The sequence below is a fragment of the Streptomyces sp. NA02950 genome (genome assembly GCF_013364155.1).
In the GTDB taxonomy this organism is placed as follows: Bacteria; Actinomycetota; Actinomycetes; order Streptomycetales; family Streptomycetaceae; genus Streptomyces.
Window position 1 is genome coordinate 9,360,941 of the sequence record NZ_CP054916.1, and the last position, 16,259, is coordinate 9,377,199.

6 protein-coding genes (1 of these 6 cut by a window edge) are annotated in these 16,259 nt (G+C 72.8%); all 6 read left to right on the plus strand.

What is annotated here, in order from left to right:
• Tightly spaced (each overlapping or abutting the next), the 6 genes in view from HUT19_RS40170 to HUT19_RS40195 form a layout consistent with a single transcriptional unit that may run on beyond the window.
• Window positions 1–48 carry the 3' end of a type I polyketide synthase gene (locus tag HUT19_RS40170; protein ID WP_176186127.1) on the plus strand. It extends 5,577 nt beyond the left edge of the window, so the window shows 48 of its 5,625 coding nt (coding positions 5,578–5,625); the start codon falls outside the window, past its left edge; its stop codon occupies window positions 46–48.
• Entirely contained in the window at window positions 45–3,461 is a 3,417-nt protein-coding gene (locus tag HUT19_RS40175; protein WP_176186129.1) for a non-ribosomal peptide synthetase, read from the plus strand. Before HUT19_RS40170 ends, HUT19_RS40175 begins: the two co-directional genes overlap by 4 nt.
• Entirely contained in the window at window positions 3,458–11,722 is an 8,265-nt protein-coding gene (locus HUT19_RS40180; protein ID WP_176186131.1) for a non-ribosomal peptide synthetase, read from the plus strand. The genes HUT19_RS40175 and HUT19_RS40180 overlap by 4 nt, the downstream gene beginning before the upstream one ends.
• On the plus strand, window positions 11,709–13,526 hold the full coding sequence (locus tag HUT19_RS40185; protein ID WP_176186133.1) for a condensation domain-containing protein: 1,818 nt from the start codon (window positions 11,709–11,711) through the stop codon (window positions 13,524–13,526). Before HUT19_RS40180 ends, HUT19_RS40185 begins: the two co-directional genes overlap by 14 nt.
• Window positions 13,523–14,512 (plus strand): NAD-dependent epimerase/dehydratase family protein, encoded by a 990-nt coding sequence (locus tag HUT19_RS40190; protein ID WP_176186135.1) that lies wholly within the window; start codon window positions 13,523–13,525, stop codon window positions 14,510–14,512. The genes HUT19_RS40185 and HUT19_RS40190 overlap by 4 nt, the downstream gene beginning before the upstream one ends.
• Window positions 14,509–16,254: an aspartyl/asparaginyl beta-hydroxylase domain-containing protein gene (locus HUT19_RS40195; protein WP_176186137.1), complete on the plus strand. Its 1,746-nt coding sequence runs from the start codon at window positions 14,509–14,511 to the stop codon at window positions 16,252–16,254. Before HUT19_RS40190 ends, HUT19_RS40195 begins: the two co-directional genes overlap by 4 nt.
• Window positions 16,255–16,259: the final 5 nt, after the last annotated feature.

Below are 16,259 nucleotides of genomic sequence, written 5' to 3' on the forward strand. Positions count from 1 at the left end.
GGACGCGGAGGCGAGGAACGAGGGGACGAGGAGGAGGTGCTCCTGTGAACACATCTGCGAGCACCGTGGAGTTCCTGGCGGGCCTGCGCCGTCGGGGCATCACCGTGACGGCTGACGGCGACGATCTCCGGTGCACCGCGCCCCGCACCGTGCTCACCGCCGAACTGCGCGCGGAGATCGTGGCGCACAAGTCCGAGATCCTGCGAGAGCTGCGCGCCGCAGAGGCCATCCCGGTGTTCGACGGCACACCGCCGCTGTCCTTCGGTCAGGAGCGGCTGTGGCTGATGCACCGCCTCCATCCCGGCTCCAGCGCTTACCACTCCCCGCTGCACCTGCGGTTGAGCGGCGTCCTCATAGTTCCCGCCCTGCGCACGGCGTTGCGCCAACTGGTGCGCAGGCACGCTGTCCTGCGCACCCAGTACCCCGTTGTGGACGGTGCGCCGACCGCCGAGGTGTGCCCGGCCGCAGCGCCTGAGCTGCCGCTGGTGGATCTCTCGGGCCGGCCCGTCCCCGAGGCGACGGCAGCGAGTCGTCGGATCGCGGCAGCGCTGACCGCTCGCCCGTTCGACCTCGAGACGGGGCCGGTGATCAGGGCGGTGCTGGTCCGGCGCGGTCCCGAGGACCACGACCTGGTCCTGGTGCGGCACCACATCGCCACTGACGGGTGGTCCTTGGGGGTGCTGCTGTCCGACCTCGTCGAGCTGTACCGCGCGCACGCCGCCGGGACCCGCGCGGACCTGGCCCCGCTCCCGGTCCAGTACGGCGACTACGCCGCCTGGCAGCGGCAGCGGGCCAGGGCGCCCGACTTCGGTGCGCGGCTCGCCCGGTGGACCACCGCGCTCGACGGCGCACCCGCCCGGCTGGACCTGCTCGGCCGCGCGCCCGGCACGGAATCGGGTCGGCCTGCCGCCTCGGCGCCGGCCCGGGTCGATGCAGCGCTGACCGAACAGCTCCGGGCGCTCGCCACCCGTCGGCGGACGACACTGTTCCCGGTCCTGCTCACCGCGTTCGCGCTGGCGCTGGGCAGCCTGTCCGGGCAGCGCGAGCTGGTGGTCGGCGCTCCGGTCGCGGGGCGCACCAGGCGTGAGCTGGACCACCTGGCCGGTTGTTTCGTCAACCTGCTGCCGCTGCGCGTCAACCTGTCCGGTGCCTCCGGCTTCGCCGGCCTGCTGGACCGGGTAGCCGCGGTCGTCCGGCAGGGGCTGGAGGACCAGGAGGTCCCGTTCGAGCGGATCGTCGACGCACTGCGTCCGGACCGCTCGCTCGCCGACACCCCCCTCGTGCAGGCCGCCGTCGCCTACCAGAACACCCCCGCGTCCCGCATCGCGCTGCCGGGGCTGACCGCGGCCGTGCTGCCTTCTCCGCCGGTCACGGCGAAGTTTCCGCTCACCCTGACGGTGTCGCCGGGCGACGGCGACCTGGAGCTGGAGCTGGAGTTCGAGCAGGGCAGGGTCCATCCCGCAACCGCCGCGCAGGTCCTGGCCAGGACGGTGGCCGCGCTGGAGGCGGCGGGCACTGCACCGGACCTGCCGTTGTCGTGGAACCGGTGGACCCCTGCCGCCCTGTCCGACGCCCCCGCCGCGGTTGCGGTCGGAACCGGCTGTCTGCACCTCGAGTTCGAGCGGATCGCAGCCGAGCGTCCGGACGCGGTGGCGATCAGCGATGATCGTGCCCAGATCAGCTACCGACAGCTCGACACCCGCGCGGACCGGCTGGCGGCGGTTCTGGTCGGCCGGGGCGTCGGCCGGGAATCGCTGGTGGGGTTGTGCGTCGCACCGTCGATCGACCTGGTCGTGGGGATGCTGGCGATCCTCAAGGCCGGCGCGGCGTACGTGCCGATGGACCCGGCCGACCCGCCACGGCGGCGGGCCGAGCTCGCCACCGAGGCCGGCCTCTCGCTGGTGGTGACCGAGCGGACAGTGCTCCACAGCCCGGAACTCCGCACCGAGGTCGTGTTCCTCGACCCGCTGGGACACGACCCGCTGGGACACCGTGGGGCGGCCCGTTCTGCCCGGCAGCAGGTGCACCCGGACAACCTGGCCTACGTGGTGTTCACGTCGGGGTCGACCGGAGGCCCCAAAGGCGTGCTGGTCAGCCACCGCAATATCGTGTCGGTCCTGTCCGGGTGCCGAGCCGCGTTGCCGGAGCTCGGCGGGGGACAACACACCTGGGCCATGCTCCACTCCCCGGCCTTCGACTTCTCCGCCTGGGAGATCTGGGGCGCGCTGACCAGCGGCGCACGGCTGGTGATCGTGCCGCCGGGGGTGGTCCGCGCTCCGGACGAGCTGTGGCAGACCGTGTCGACCGAGCAGGTCAGCGTGCTGAGCCAGACACCGAGCGCCTTCCGCGCCCTACTGCCCACCGCGCTTCGGTCCCGGCTGGTCCGGACACCGCTGGCGGCGATTGTTCTCGGCGGAGAGTCCTGCGAGGTCGCGAAGCTCGCACCATGGTTCGACCGGTGCGGCGTGCGCACGCCGGCGCTGGTGAACATGTTCGGCATCACCGAGACCACGGTGCACGTCACCGCCCGCCACCTGCGCCCGGCTGACGTGGACGGCCCCGTCGCGAGCCCACTGGGCCAGGCGGTCCCCGGCCAGCGGGTCGACGTGCTGGACAAGGACGGGAACCCGCAGCTCGCCGGAGGACAGGGCGAGATCGCGGTGAGCGGGGCAGGCCTGACACGGGGCTACCTCGGCCGCCCGGGGCTGACCGCCGACCGGTACCGGCCCGCACCCCAGCACCCGAGCGCCCGCAGGTACCACTCCGGGGACCTCGCAAGGGTGCTGCCCGGCGACCTGGACTACCTGGGCCGTGGCGACGAGCAGCTCTCCCTGCGCGGTTACCGCGTGGAGCCCGGCGAGGTCGAAGCCGCCGTTCTGACCCACCCCGGGGTGCTGGACTGCCTGGTGGTGCCGCAGGGCACCGGCGATCGGCTGCAGTTGGTCGCCTACCTGGTGGCCGAACCCGAGGCCGCCGCGACGGATCTGTCCACCGCGGCGGTGCGGGCGTTCTTGTCCGCCATGCTGCCACGTCACCTGGTCCCCGCCCGGACGCTCGTGGTGGAGCGGCTTCCGCTGACCAGGAACGGGAAGCTCGACGAGCGGGCCTTGCCGGTTCCGCCGCCGGACCGACCACATGGCCGGCCGGTCGAGTCGCCGACCGAGCGGACCGTCGCCGACCTGGTCGCCGAGGTGCTCGGCTGGCCCAGCGCCACCGCCATCGGCGCACACGACAACTTCTTCGACCTCGGCGGCGACTCGTTGCTGGTGACCCGGTTCCACTTCCGGCTGGTCACGGTGTTCGGCATCGACCTGTCCGTGCGGACCGTCTACCAGGCGCCGGACCTCGCGGCGCTCGCCGTGACCGTGGAGCGGCTCCGCGCCGTGCGCCACCGCGACCTGGTCCGGGAGGCGCTCGAGTTGGCCGAGAACGCGACCGTCCCGGGGGAGGAGTCCGGATGAGCACGCAGATCGGGGCGGGCCGTCCGAGCGGCCACGCCGACCACCGGCACGACACCATCGTCGACATCGCCCGGCGGCACGCCGATGCCACCCCCGCCCGCCCCGCCTACCTCTTCCTCGCCGACGGCGTGACCGAGTCGGCGAGCCACGACTTCGGCACCATCGACCGACGGGCCAGGGCGATCGCCGCGGAGCTGGCCGCCCGGGGGTGCCGCGGCGAACGCGTGCTGATCGCCTACCCGTCGAGCATCGAGTACGTCGAGTCCTTCCTCGGCTGCCTGTACGCGGGCGCCGTCGCGGTGCCCTGCGACTCGGGACGGGGCCGGGCGGGCGCGGAACGGCTCGCCGCCATCCGCACGGACGCCACGCCCGCGCTGGCGCTGTGCGACCCGGTCAACAGCGCCGAGCCGTTGGCCGGGCTGTCCCGGCTCGACGTCCGGGCCGTGCCGGACAGCGCGGCCGAGACGTGGACGGATCCCGGTGCCGCGCCGGACGCGGTCGCCTTCCTCCAGTACACCTCGGGCTCCACCCGGTCACCGAGTGGAGTCCTGGTCACCCACGCCAACATCATGGCCAACGAGCACGCCATCCGTATCGCCTGCGGCAACGACCGGGACGCCACCTTCGTCGGCTGGCTGCCCCTGTTCCACGACATGGGGCTGATCGCGAACGTGCTCCAGCCGCTGTACCTGGGCTCACGGTCGGTGCTGATGCCGCCGGAGGCGTTCCTCCGCTCCCCGCTCGCCTGGTTGCGGGCCGTCGAACGCTACCGCGCGCGCGTCAGCGGCGGTCCCAACTTCGCCTACGAGCTGTGTCTGGCGCGGGTCGGCGAGCGGGACCGTGGCGAGCTGGACCTGTCCGGCTGGGCTGTGGCCTACAACGGCGCGGAACCGGTCCGGTACGAGACACTCCGGCGCTTCGCCGCGGGCTTCCGCTCGGCGGGATTCGCCACGAGCGCCCACTTCCCCTGCTACGGCCTGGCCGAGGCCACCTTGATCGTGACGTCGACGCCGGTAGCCGAACAACCGACCGCCGTGCGCGCCGACCCGGCCGCACTCCGTCTCGGGTCCCTGACACCTGTCGCCGCGGATGAGCCGGGCAGCACGCTGGTCAGCTGCGGGTACCCGGTTTCCGGGACCGAAGTGCTGGTCGTCGACCCGTCGACCAGCACGACGGTTCCCGACGGCCGAACCGGTGAGATCTGGCTGCGGGGCCCAGGCGTCGCGGCCGGGTACTGGAACCGGCCGGGGGAGACCGCGACGACCTTCGGCGCACACCTCGCGGACACACCCGGCGAGCCCTGTCTGCGGAGCGGTGATCTCGGCGTACTCCTCGACGGCAGGCTCTACATCACCGGTCGACGCAAGGACGTCATCGTCATCCGCGGTGAGAACCACCTCCCGCAGGACCTGGAGCACACCGCGGAACGCGCGGAACCGGCGCTGCGACCCTCCTGCGGGGCAGCCATCTCGGTGGACATCGACAGCGTCGAGAGTGTGGTGCTGTGCTACGAGCTCGCCGCGCCGAAGGACGGGTCCGATGTCGGCCCCGACTTCGGCGCGATCGCCGCGCGGATGCGACAGGCGATCGCGGACCGACACGGCGTCGAGACCCGGCACATCGTGTTCGTGGCGGGCGGCGGCATCCCGAAGACGACGAGCGGGAAGGTGCGCCGGCAACGCTGCCGCCAGCTGTACCTGAACGGTGAACTCCCGGTACTCCGTGTGGTCAGCACCAGCCGATCCGCCGTGCCGGAGCTACCCGACCGAGGGGACATCGCGGCCGTCGAGCCCGTGGCGCGCGCGGCGGCGCTGGCGGCCGCGATCGGACGGACGGCCGCGGCTCTGGCCGGGGCCACCGCAGAGCTGCCGCGTCCGGACGAACCCCTGGTGCGGCTCGGGCTCGACTCGTTGAGCGCAACCGAGCTGCGGCACCTGGTGCAGCGGCGCTACGGGGTGGACCTCGGTGCCACCCCTCTGACCGGCCAGGCGAGCCCGGACGACATCGCCGCGCGGATCCTTGCCGAAAGCAGTGAGAACACCGGGAACACCGGGGCCGTCGTCGACGAGCGCCACGAGGCCTCGCCGGAACATGGTCGGCTCCCGCTCACCGAAGGGCAGGAAGCCCTGTGGTTCGAGCGCGAGCTCGATCCTGGTGGCGCGGCCTACAACCTCTCCCGGGTGCTCCGGATCGACGGGCCACTCGACATCGCGGTCCTGCACCGGGCGCTGGACGCGCTCGTCGCGCGGCACCCGGCGCTGCGGACCAACTTCCCTACGGAGCAGGGCCGCCCGTGGTGCCGGGTGAACCGGACCGGACCGGGCCTGCGGGTGGTCGACGCGACGGCGGACACGGACGACGAGCTGGCCGCTCGCCTGCTCGGACTCGTCGAGCGGCCGTTCGACCTGGCCGCGGCGCCGCCGTTCGCGGCGACGCTGGTGCGCCGGGACGAACGCACCCACGTGCTCGTGCTGGTCGCGCACCACCTCGTGATGGACCTGTGGTCGTTCCTGGTGGTGCTCGACGACCTGCGAGCCTCGTACGAAGCGCGCACCACCGACCTCCCGCCGGAACCGGTCAGCGGCCGGAACCCGCACGCCATCGCGCTGGCCGCCGCGAAGAGCTACCAGCGGTCCCCGTCCTGCGGCCAGGACCGGGATTTCTGGCACCGGACGCTGGCGGACGCGCCATCAGGCCTCGAACTCCCCACCGACCGCCCCCGGCCCCAGCACCGCGACTTCCACGGCGCGACCGAGGAGTTCCGGCTGCCCGCCGAGCTGGTGCGTGAGCTCCGGGCGTTTGCCCGGCAACGGTCCTGCACGCTGTTCACCGTCCTGCTCGCCGCCTACCGGGCGCTGCTGCACCGCTACACCGGCCAGACCGACCTGGTGCTGGGCACGCTGCTGGCCGGGCGGGACTCCGCCGACCTGGCCGATGCCGTCGGCTACTTCGTCCGGGCGGTCCCGCTCCGCTCCCGGTGCCCGCGGGAGGCCTCCTTCGACGCCGTGCTCGCCGACACGGGGATACTGCTGCGCGAGGCCGTCGACCACGGTCGGTACCCGTTCCGGCGCCTGGTCACCGAGCTTGCGCCGGAACGGGATGTCGGCCGCGCCACCCTGGTGCAGAGCCAGTTCGTGCTGCAACAGGAGTACGGCGAGCGGCAGGACGGGACGTTCGCGCTGGCACAGGGTTCCGCGGGTCGGGTCGGGTTCGGTGCGGCGACCGCCGCGCCGCTCGGCGTTCCCCGTCGCTGGTCGCAGCTCGACCTGAGCCTGAGCATGGCGCAGCTGGGTGAGGAGCTGACCGGGTGCTGGGAGTACCGCACCAGTCTGTTCGACCGGGCCACGGTGGCTCGGATGTCCGGGCACTTCACCGAGCTGCTGCGCGCGGTGGTGACGACGCCGGCACACCCGGTGGACGCGATCCCGTTGCGGGACGCAGGCACGGTTCCCGAGGCCGGGCGCTCGCAGGACCGGCCGGACGTCGGCGGTCTGCACCGCCTGATGGCGGCGGCCGTACGCACCCACCCCGACGTGACCGCCGTGCTCGCGGCGGACGGCACGCTGAGCCACGCCGCGCTGTACCGGGCCGCGACCAGGGTCGCGGCGCAGCTGCGCGACCTCGGCGCGGCGCCGGGTGAGCCGGTGGCGGTGTTGCACCGGCGTGGGACCGCGTTGCCGATCGCCTACCTCGCGGTGCTGCACGCCGGATGCGCCGTGCTACCGCTCGACCCGGACGACCCGGCACGACACCACGCCACGATGCTCGCGGACAGCAGGGCCCGGTTCCTGCTCACCGGGGACGACGTGCCGGGCGATGCCGCCGCGCTGCCTGTTCAATGCCTGGACACCACGGTGTCGGCCCGGCGATCGGGCGACCGGTACTCGGCGTGGGTTCACCCGGAACAGCCCGCATACCTGCTGTACACGTCCGGGTCCACCGGTGCCCCGAAAGGTGTGCTGGTGCCGCACCGCGGCATCGTCAACCGACTGTGCTGGATGCAGGAACACTACCGACTCGCGCCCGGCGAGCACGTGTTGCACAAGACCCCGGTCGGCTTCGACGTCTCGTGGTGGGAGCTGTGCTGGCCGCTCATCGCCGGGGGGACCCTGGTGCTCGCGCCGCCCGATGTGCACCGCGACCCGCGCGGAATCGCGGAGGTCATCACCCGCGCCGCGATCAGTACCATCCACTTCGTGCCGAGCATGCTCTCGCCGTTCCTGGCCGAGATCGCGAGCGCGGGCTCCGCACCCACCGCGTCCGGGTTGGGGGCCTCCCCACTGCGCCGGGTGCTGTGCAGCGGTGAAGCGCTGCCCGCCACCACGAGGGCGCGGTTTTTCGAGCTCTTCGGTGCCGGGACTTCCGGCGCCGAACTGCACAACCTCTACGGTCCCACCGAGGCTTCCATCGACGTCACCGCTTGGCGTTGCGCGCCGTCCGAGGACGGACCGGTGCCGATCGGGCTGCCGATCAGCAACATGTCGGCCCAGGTGCTCGACAGCCGGCTCCGCCCCGTGTCGAGGCCGATCGCGGGGGAGTTGTTCCTCGGTGGTGCGGGTCTCGCCACCTGCTACGTCGCGGACCCGGCGAAGACGGCAGCGGCGTTCCTGCCGGATCCCGGTGGCACGGGCAGCCGCGTCTACCGCACCGGCGATCAGGCCCGGCACCGGACGGACGGTGCGCTGCTCTTCCTCGGCCGCACCGACCACCAGGTGAAGCTCGGCGGGCAGCGGGTCGAGCTCGGCGAGGTGGCCGAGGTGCTGCGCGCCCAGCCGGGAGTGACCGACGCGGCGGCGGTGGTGCGTGACGGCAGGCTGATCGGCTACGTCTGCGGACCGGACGCGCCTGCGCCGGCCGAGCTGCGCGAGCGGCTGCGGCGTCTGGTGCCCACCCGGGTGGTGCCTGCCCGGATCGTGCCGGTCGAGGCCCTGCCGGTCACCCGCAGCGGCAAGCTGGACGACTGCGCTCTGCCCGCCCCGGGGGCGGATCCGGAGCAGCGGACGAGCCCGGCACGGACGCCGACCGAGCGCAGGCTCGCCGACCTGTGGTCCGCAGGTCTTGCCGGGCCCGGGATCGACTCCGGGATCGACGTGAACACCGACTTCTTCACCCTCGGCGGAGACTCGATCAGCGCGATCTCGATCGCGGCGGCGGCGCGAGAGGCCGGGGCGGGCTTCACGGTGGCCGAGCTGATGGCCCACCCGACCATCGCTGCCCTGGCCGCGCACCTCGACACCCGACCCGACACCGCCGAGGCGGCGGTGCAGGCCCTGGCCCCGTTCGCCCTGGCCCCGTCCACCCTGCGCCCGCAGCCGACGGGGCGGGAGGGGTTGGTCGACGCGTATCCGGTCTCGATGGCGCAGCGGGCGTTGCTGGCACACCGGGAGAACGACCCCGCGTACGAGGTGTACCTGACCAGCGTCGCGGTCGCTGCCGCGCTGGTGCCCTCCGCGCTGGCGCGGGCCGTTCGCCTCGTACTGGCCCGGCACCCGTACTTGCGTTCCTCCTTCGACCTCACCAGCCACGCGGAGCCGGTGCAGCTCGTGTGGGGTGACGTGCCGCGGCTGCCGCTCGAGGTGGTGGACCTGGGCGGCGACCCGGCGCGCGAGGATCGGTTCACCGCTTGGATGGCAGCCGCGCGCAAGCGGCACTTCGACCTCGACCACGGCCCGCTCGCGCGGTTCACCGCGCACGACTTCGGTTCCGGCTTCCGGCTCACCGTCAGCAGCTTCGCGCTCGACGGCTGGTGCACCGCGCTGGTGCTCACCGAGGCGTTGCACGCATACCGGGCAGCCGTGCACGGCGAGACGTGGCGGCCGGCTCCGCTGCAGACCGGTTATGCCGACTTCGTCGCTCTGGAGCGGGCGGCGACGCGCTCACCGGAGTGCCACGCGTTCTGGGCAGCGGAGCTGCACAACGCCGAACCGTCCACGTTGCCGCGGCGGTCACCCGAGCCAGCGGCGTCGCGGCCGACCCTCCAGCAGCGCACCGTCCTGGAGGTCGACGACGGTGTGCGGGACGGTCTCCACGCGCTCGGCGCCGAGCTGGGCGTGGGGCTCAAGCACGTCCTCCTCGGCGTGCACCTGCGCGTGGTGCGGGCGCTGACCGGCGCACCCGACACCATCACCGGCTTGGAGACCAACGGCCGGCCGGAACGCCCGGACGGGGACCGGGTGGTCGGCGTGTTCAACAACATCCTCCCGTTGCGCGTCCAGGTGTCCGCGGGCGCGAGCTGGGCAGAGCTGGCCCGCTCCGCGTACGCCGCCGAGCGCCGGACGTCGCCGCACCGCCGCTATCCGCTGGTCGCCCTGAACCGCGAGTTCGGCGCCGGGTCGCTGTTCGACACGCTCTTCGTCTACACCCACTTCCACCTCTACCGTGACGTGTCCGCGGTGGACGACCTGGAGATCTCCGATCTGCAGGCCCCCGACCAGACCTACGTGCCGTTGACCGCGCACTTCAACGTCGACGCCGCGTCCGGCAGCCTGCGACTGCTGCTGGAAGCGGACCCGGCCGAGGTCCCGGCCGAGCAGGTGGCGGAGATCGGCCGGCTGTTCTCCACCGCGCTCAGCGCCGCGGCGAGCCACCCCCACGAGGCCTCGTCGGACTGGGGAGAGGCAGCCACCACACCTGTCGACCACGCGTCGGCTCCTGATCCCGCCCCGGACCTCCCTCCGGAGATCGGCCCGGATCTCACCGTGCACGAGCTGGTCGAGGCCGCTGTGCGCCGTGGGGCGGACCGGACCGCGTTGGTGGAGGGTGGGAAGCACGTCAGCTACCGGGGTCTGTGGACGGCGTCGGCACAGTTCGCCGAGGTGCTGCAGGCGTTCCCCGTCGGGCCGGACGCCGTGGTCGGCCTATGGGCGGAGCGCAGCGTGGACTACGTCGTGGCGCTGCTGGCGGTGCTCCGTGCGGGTGCGGCTCATCTGCCGATCGACCCGGAAACCCCGCCGGAGCGGGTTGCCGCCCTGCTCACCGAAGCGGATGCGGCCCTGCTGGTGCTGCCCCAGCGGGTGCCGGTGCCCGAGGGCGTCGACCCGGGAGCTGTGCTGCGGATGGGCACCAGGTCCGGGAACGGGTTGCGGCGCCCGCGGCTGCGCGGCGCGCACCTGGCCTGCGTCCTGGCCACGTCGGGCTCCGCCGGGCGGCCGAAGCTGGTCGGCGTGCACCACCAGGGTCTGGCCCACTACCTGCGCTGGTGCGTACCCGCATACGGCATCACCGAGCGGACGAACGCGCCGGTGCACTCGTCACCGGCCTTCGACCTCACCGTCACGAGCCTGCTCGCGCCGCTGACCGCCGGGGGCACGGCGCACCTGCTGGCCGGCGCGGACGTCACGAGACTGGGCACGGCACTGGCCACCGGGCGCCACACGCTGGTGAAGATCACCCCGTCGCACCTGTCCGCGGTGGCGGCGCAGCTCGCCGCGCAACGCCGCACGCTCAGCGGGCTCACCGTGGTGGCTGGGGGTGAGCAGTTGGACGGCAAGCAGGTGGCCGCGTTGCGGTCCGTCGTGCCGGATGCCGCGCTGTTCAACGAATACGGCCCCACCGAGACCGTCGTGGGCTGCTGCGTGCACGAGGTGGGTGCCGTGGGAGGGGGGCCGGTGCCGATCGGCGGCCCGATCGCGGGCAGTTCGGCGGCGGTCCTGGACGCGCCGGTCGGCCTGTCGGGCGAGCTCGCGGTCGGCGGGCCCGGGGTCACCAGGGGCTACCTCGGCCGTCCGGCGGTCACCGCAGGGGTGTTCGTGCCCGACCCGGACCGGCCGGGCGCCCGCCGCTATCGCACCGGTGACCTGGTTCGCCCGCTGCCGGGGGGCGAGCTCGTCTTCCGCGGACGCGTCGACCGGCAGGTGAAACTGCGCGGCTACCGGGTGGACCTCGGCGAGATCGAGCACGCGCTGACCGCACACCCGGCCGTGGCCGGCGCCGCGGTCGTGCTCGGGGAGACCCCCGCCGGCACGCCCCGGCTCGTCGCCTACTGGTGCGGTACGTCGGAGGACTCGGAGCTGCAGGACTGGCTCCGACGACGGCTGCCGGCCCGCCTGGTCCCGGCCGAGCTCCGGCGGCTGGCCGCGTTGCCGCTCACCGGCAACGGCAAGGTCGACCACGCGGCACTGGTCGCGCGCCCGGAGCCCCGGGACCGGCTGGTGGACCGGATCGAACTGCTGACCGACGAGGAGGCGGCCCGGCTGCTTCGGATGGCACGCAGGCAGGCGGACCAGCCGGATGAGCCAGGAGGTCGCCATGGCCGAGCCTGACCCGCGCATCGCGCAATTGTCCGAGACCAAACGGGAGCTGCTGGGCCTGTGGCTGGCCGGCGGTCCCACCGTCGCCGACCCGCCGGTGCCGCGCACCGCCGCGGAGCAGACCGTCGCCGAGATCTGGCGGGAAGTCCTCGACCTCGACGAGGTCGGGCTCGACGACGACTACTTCGCCCTCGGCGGGGACTCCGTGCACGCCATCGTGATCGTGGCGAAGCTGGAGCTGGCCGGGCTGCGGATCTCCGCCCAGGACCTGTTCGGCCTGGCCACCGTGCGTGCCGTCGCGGAGCGGGCCGGCCCCAGCACCGCGCCGTCGCCGGTGGTCGCCGACCCCCAGTCCGCCGACCGCCGGCCCGCGGACCACTCGCTCAGCCCGATGCAGGAGGGGATGCTCTACCACTCGGTCGGTGGCAGCAGCCCGGGCGCCTACGTGGTCCAGGTCTGCTGCTCACTGACCGGGGAGCTGGACCCGGAGGCGTTCCGCGCGGCGTGGATCGCCGTGACGGCCGCGACGCCCGGGCTGAGGGTGTCGTTCGACTGGACCGACCGTGCGCGGCCGCACCAGGTGGTCACCGACGGAGCCACGCCGGACATCCACCACCTCGACTGGAGGGACCGCAACGGTCCGGACCGGCAGGCGGCCCTGGTGGACCTCCTGGACCGGGACCGCGAACGCGGCTTCGACCTCGGCCGGGCTCCGTTGTTCCGGCTGACCCTGGTGCGCGAGTCCGACGCGCGGTACCGGTGTGTGTGGACGCACCACCACCTCGTCCTGGACGGCTGGTCCCAGCAGTTGGTGCTCGCGGACGTCCTGGCGACCTACGAGGCACTGCTCGCCGGCGTCGAACCCCACCTGCCGCGGCGCCCCGGCATGCCCGACTACCTGACCTGGCTGCACGGGCAGGATCGCGCCGCCGCCGACGCGTTCTGGAACCAACAGTTCATCGGGCTGCCGGGACCGACCAGGATCGCCCGGCCCGGGTGCGTGCGAGGCCAGGTCATCGCGCCACGCAGAGGTGAGGTCGTGGTGACCGTGCCCGCGGCGCGGACCACTGATCTGGACGGACTGTGCCGCGGCAACGGTCTCACCGTGAGCACCGCACTCTACGGGGCGTGGGGGTTGGTGCTGTCGGAGTTGTCCGGACGCGACGACGTCGTCTTCGGGGCCACGGTGTCCGGTCGTCCCCCGACGCTCCCCGGATCGACGGAGATGATCGGTCTGCTCATCAACACCGTGCCGCTCCGGATGCGCTGTGCCGAAGGCGGGACGGCCCTGTCGTGGCTGCGCGAGCTGCAGGACCGCCTGGCCGGCATGCGTGAGCACGGGCACGTCCCGCTCGCCGACATCACCCGATCCGTCGGTCTGCACCGTCGCGACACCATGTTCGACACGATCGTGGTGGTCGAGAACTTCCCCACCACGGTGACCGAGGAGACCTGGGGCGCACTGGCCATCGGGGATGTGCGCACCGTCATCGACGAGGGCTACCCGCTGGTGCTGGAAGTGGTGCCAGGGACGGAGCTACGGCTGCGGGCCCGGCACGACCCGGCTCGGCTCGACGCCGCTGAGGTGACGGGCCTGCTCGAGGCAGTCACCGAATGTCTCGGCGCGCTGATCGCCGACCCCGAGCAGCCACCGTCCGAGCTGCGGACCCTGCTGGCCGGACGGCTCCGGCAGCACCGAGAACGGACGTTCCAGGCTCGTCGGAACGCGGCCGGCCAGCAGCTGGTGGCCGCGCGGCGGCAGGCGATGGGGCCATCCGGTCGAACTGAGACGACAGACAGGGGGGACGGCGCATGACGCTGGTCGTGGTGACTGGTGCGGGCGGGTTCGTGGGAGGCCACCTGGTCCGGGCGGTGCGGGCACAGTACCCGCACGCGCAGGTGCGCGGTACGGACATCCACCACCCCGAGTACGGGCGCAGCGAAGCCGACCAGTTCCTGGTGGCCGACCTCCGCGAGCGGGATCGCTGCGCCGAGGCGGTTGCCGGGGCGGACGTCGTCTTCGCCCTGGCGGCCAACATGGGCGGGATCGGGTGGACGCACGCCGCACCGGCCGAGATCCTGCACGACAACCTGCTGATCTCGGTCAACACCATGGACGCGTGCCGCGAGGAGGGCGTGCGCACGGTCGTCTACACCTCGTCGGCCTGCGTCTACCCCGGCTCCCTCCAGCGGGAGCCGGACAGCGCTCCGCTGCGCGAGACGCCGGTGCTCCCCGCCGAGCCCGACATGCAGTACGGCTGGGAGAAGCTCACCACCGAGATCCTCTGCGAGACCTATCGCGAGACATACGACATGGACATCAAGGTGGCCCGGCTGCACGCGATCTACGGGCCGCAGGGCAGCTACAGCGGGCTGCGCGCCAAATCCCTGTCGATGCTCTGCGGCAAGGTCGCCGCAGTGCCGGGGGACCGTGGCGAGATCGAGGTATGGGGCGACGGCACCCAGACCAGATCTTACTGCTACGTCGACGACTGTGTCACCGGCCTGCTCCGCCTGGCGGAGTCGCCGGTCGACCAGCCGGTGAACATCGGGTCCGAGGAGCGGGTCAGCATCAGTGAGCTGGTCGCCAGGATCGCGCACATCGCGGGAAAGGAGATCACCACGCGCTACCTGCCGGACAAGCCGGTCGGGCCGTTGGGCCGGGTGTCGGACAACGCACTGTGCCGCAGGTTGCTCGGTTGGCAGCCGGACACCTCACTCGACGACGGGCTCCGCCGCACCTACCGCTGGATCGAGGAGCAGGTTGCCGCGCACCGTTCCGGAGAGGTGGTCACACGGTGAGCCCCGAGCACAACAAGGCGATCGCCGGCGCACGCGACCTGGGCAGGTTGCTGCTCGGCCACTCCCAGCGCTACCGCGACGCGAAGCTGCAGGACGTGGTCACTGCCGCGCTGCGCGACAGCGGAGCAGGCCGCAGCCGGGTCCTCAGCGTGCTGAACGGCAGCATCCGGGTACGACAGGAGCTGGCCTACGCACTACGGCTGGAACCGCGGCGGCTGTGGACCAAGCTCACCTTCGCCCGGCGCACCGCGGCCGTCCCATCCCGCACGCAGTCGCTGTCCTTGCTGTGCCCGACCAGGAATCGCGTGGCCAACCTGGCCGAGTTCCTGCGCAGCGTGCACCGGACGGCTGCCGCACCCGGCCGGATCGAGGTGCTGGCTTACGTCGACGAGGACGACCCGGCCCTGCCCGAGTACCGGGAGCTGTTCGCCCATGCACGGCTGCGCTTCGCCGGGCTGGCCCGGTGCGCCCTGCATGTCGGGCCGCCGATCGGTGTGGCCGCGGCGTGGAATCACCTCGCCGAGCAGGCCGAGGGCAATTTCCTGCTGATGGCCAACGACGACCAGCTCTACGTGGACCACGGCTGGGACGTCGCCCTCGACCGGCGGGTGGCCGAGCTGACCGTGATGCACGAGGACGCCGTGCTCTGCCTGTACTTCGACGCCGCGCAGTACGCCGACGGCGGTCGGGACTTCCCGATCGTGAGCAGGTCCTGGTACGAGACCCTCGGCTACTTCGTGCCGACGATCTTCCAGCAGTGGGAGGTCGAGCAGTGGGTCTTCGACCTCGCGGAGCGGCTGGGCAGGCTGTACGCGGTGTCCGGGGTGTTCGTCGAGCACCGGCACTACCAGGACTACAAGGCCCCGTTCGACGAGACCTACCAGCGGCACCGCATGACCAGGAACAAGTCCTTCGCCGACCACGCGCTGTTCCTGCGCACCGAAGCCGAGCGGGTCGCCGAGACCGCCAAGCTCGCGGCCCGCGTGGCGCGAGGACATCAGGACGGCCCGGCGAACGGGCGCCGGGTGGGGCTGACCGAGGCCTTGAGCGAGCGGGTCCGTGAGCGTTACCGCGCACTCATCGACGAGCTGCATGCCGTCGCACAGCATGAGGCCGCGGCGCAGTGCGCCGACCTGGCGGTACGTCAGGGCCTGTGGGCCTCGTCGCTGCACCGCCCGGTCGAGTACGACCCGGAACTGCCGGTGGTGACGGAGCATGACGCGCAGGACCTGTGGTTCACCGCCCACCTGGCTGCCCGGCACCATGCGATCGCGGCCGAGCTGCGTGCGGAGTTCGGGGCGCGGAGCCCGGACCGGGAGGACGGGGGAGCCGAGCCGCTGCCCCTCTACAGCGACGGTACGTGGACCGCCGCCGCGGCGGCACTGCCCGTCACCAGGGCGGCCCTGGACGACATCCCCGAAGCCCTGCTCTTCCCCGGCGCGGTGGTCGAGCTGTGGTCCCTGCGCTCGGCGACGCGCTCGGCGCCGACCTGCGGTCCGAGCAACGCCTTCCTGAGGGTCGAGTTCGGCGTCGTGGTCACGGCGGAGAGCGGTATCAGGGTCGCCGATCGCACCAGCTCCTGGCCGGAGGGCGGTTGCCTGGCCTTCGACGACGGGCTGGAGCGGGAGCGCTGGAACCGGGGTGGCAGCCCGAACTTCGTGCTGGGCTTCCGGGTGCCACGCACCGAGGAGCTCACGTCGGGTCGACCGGTTCCGCAGCGCGCGGTCCAGGCGAGGCGGTGACCGGC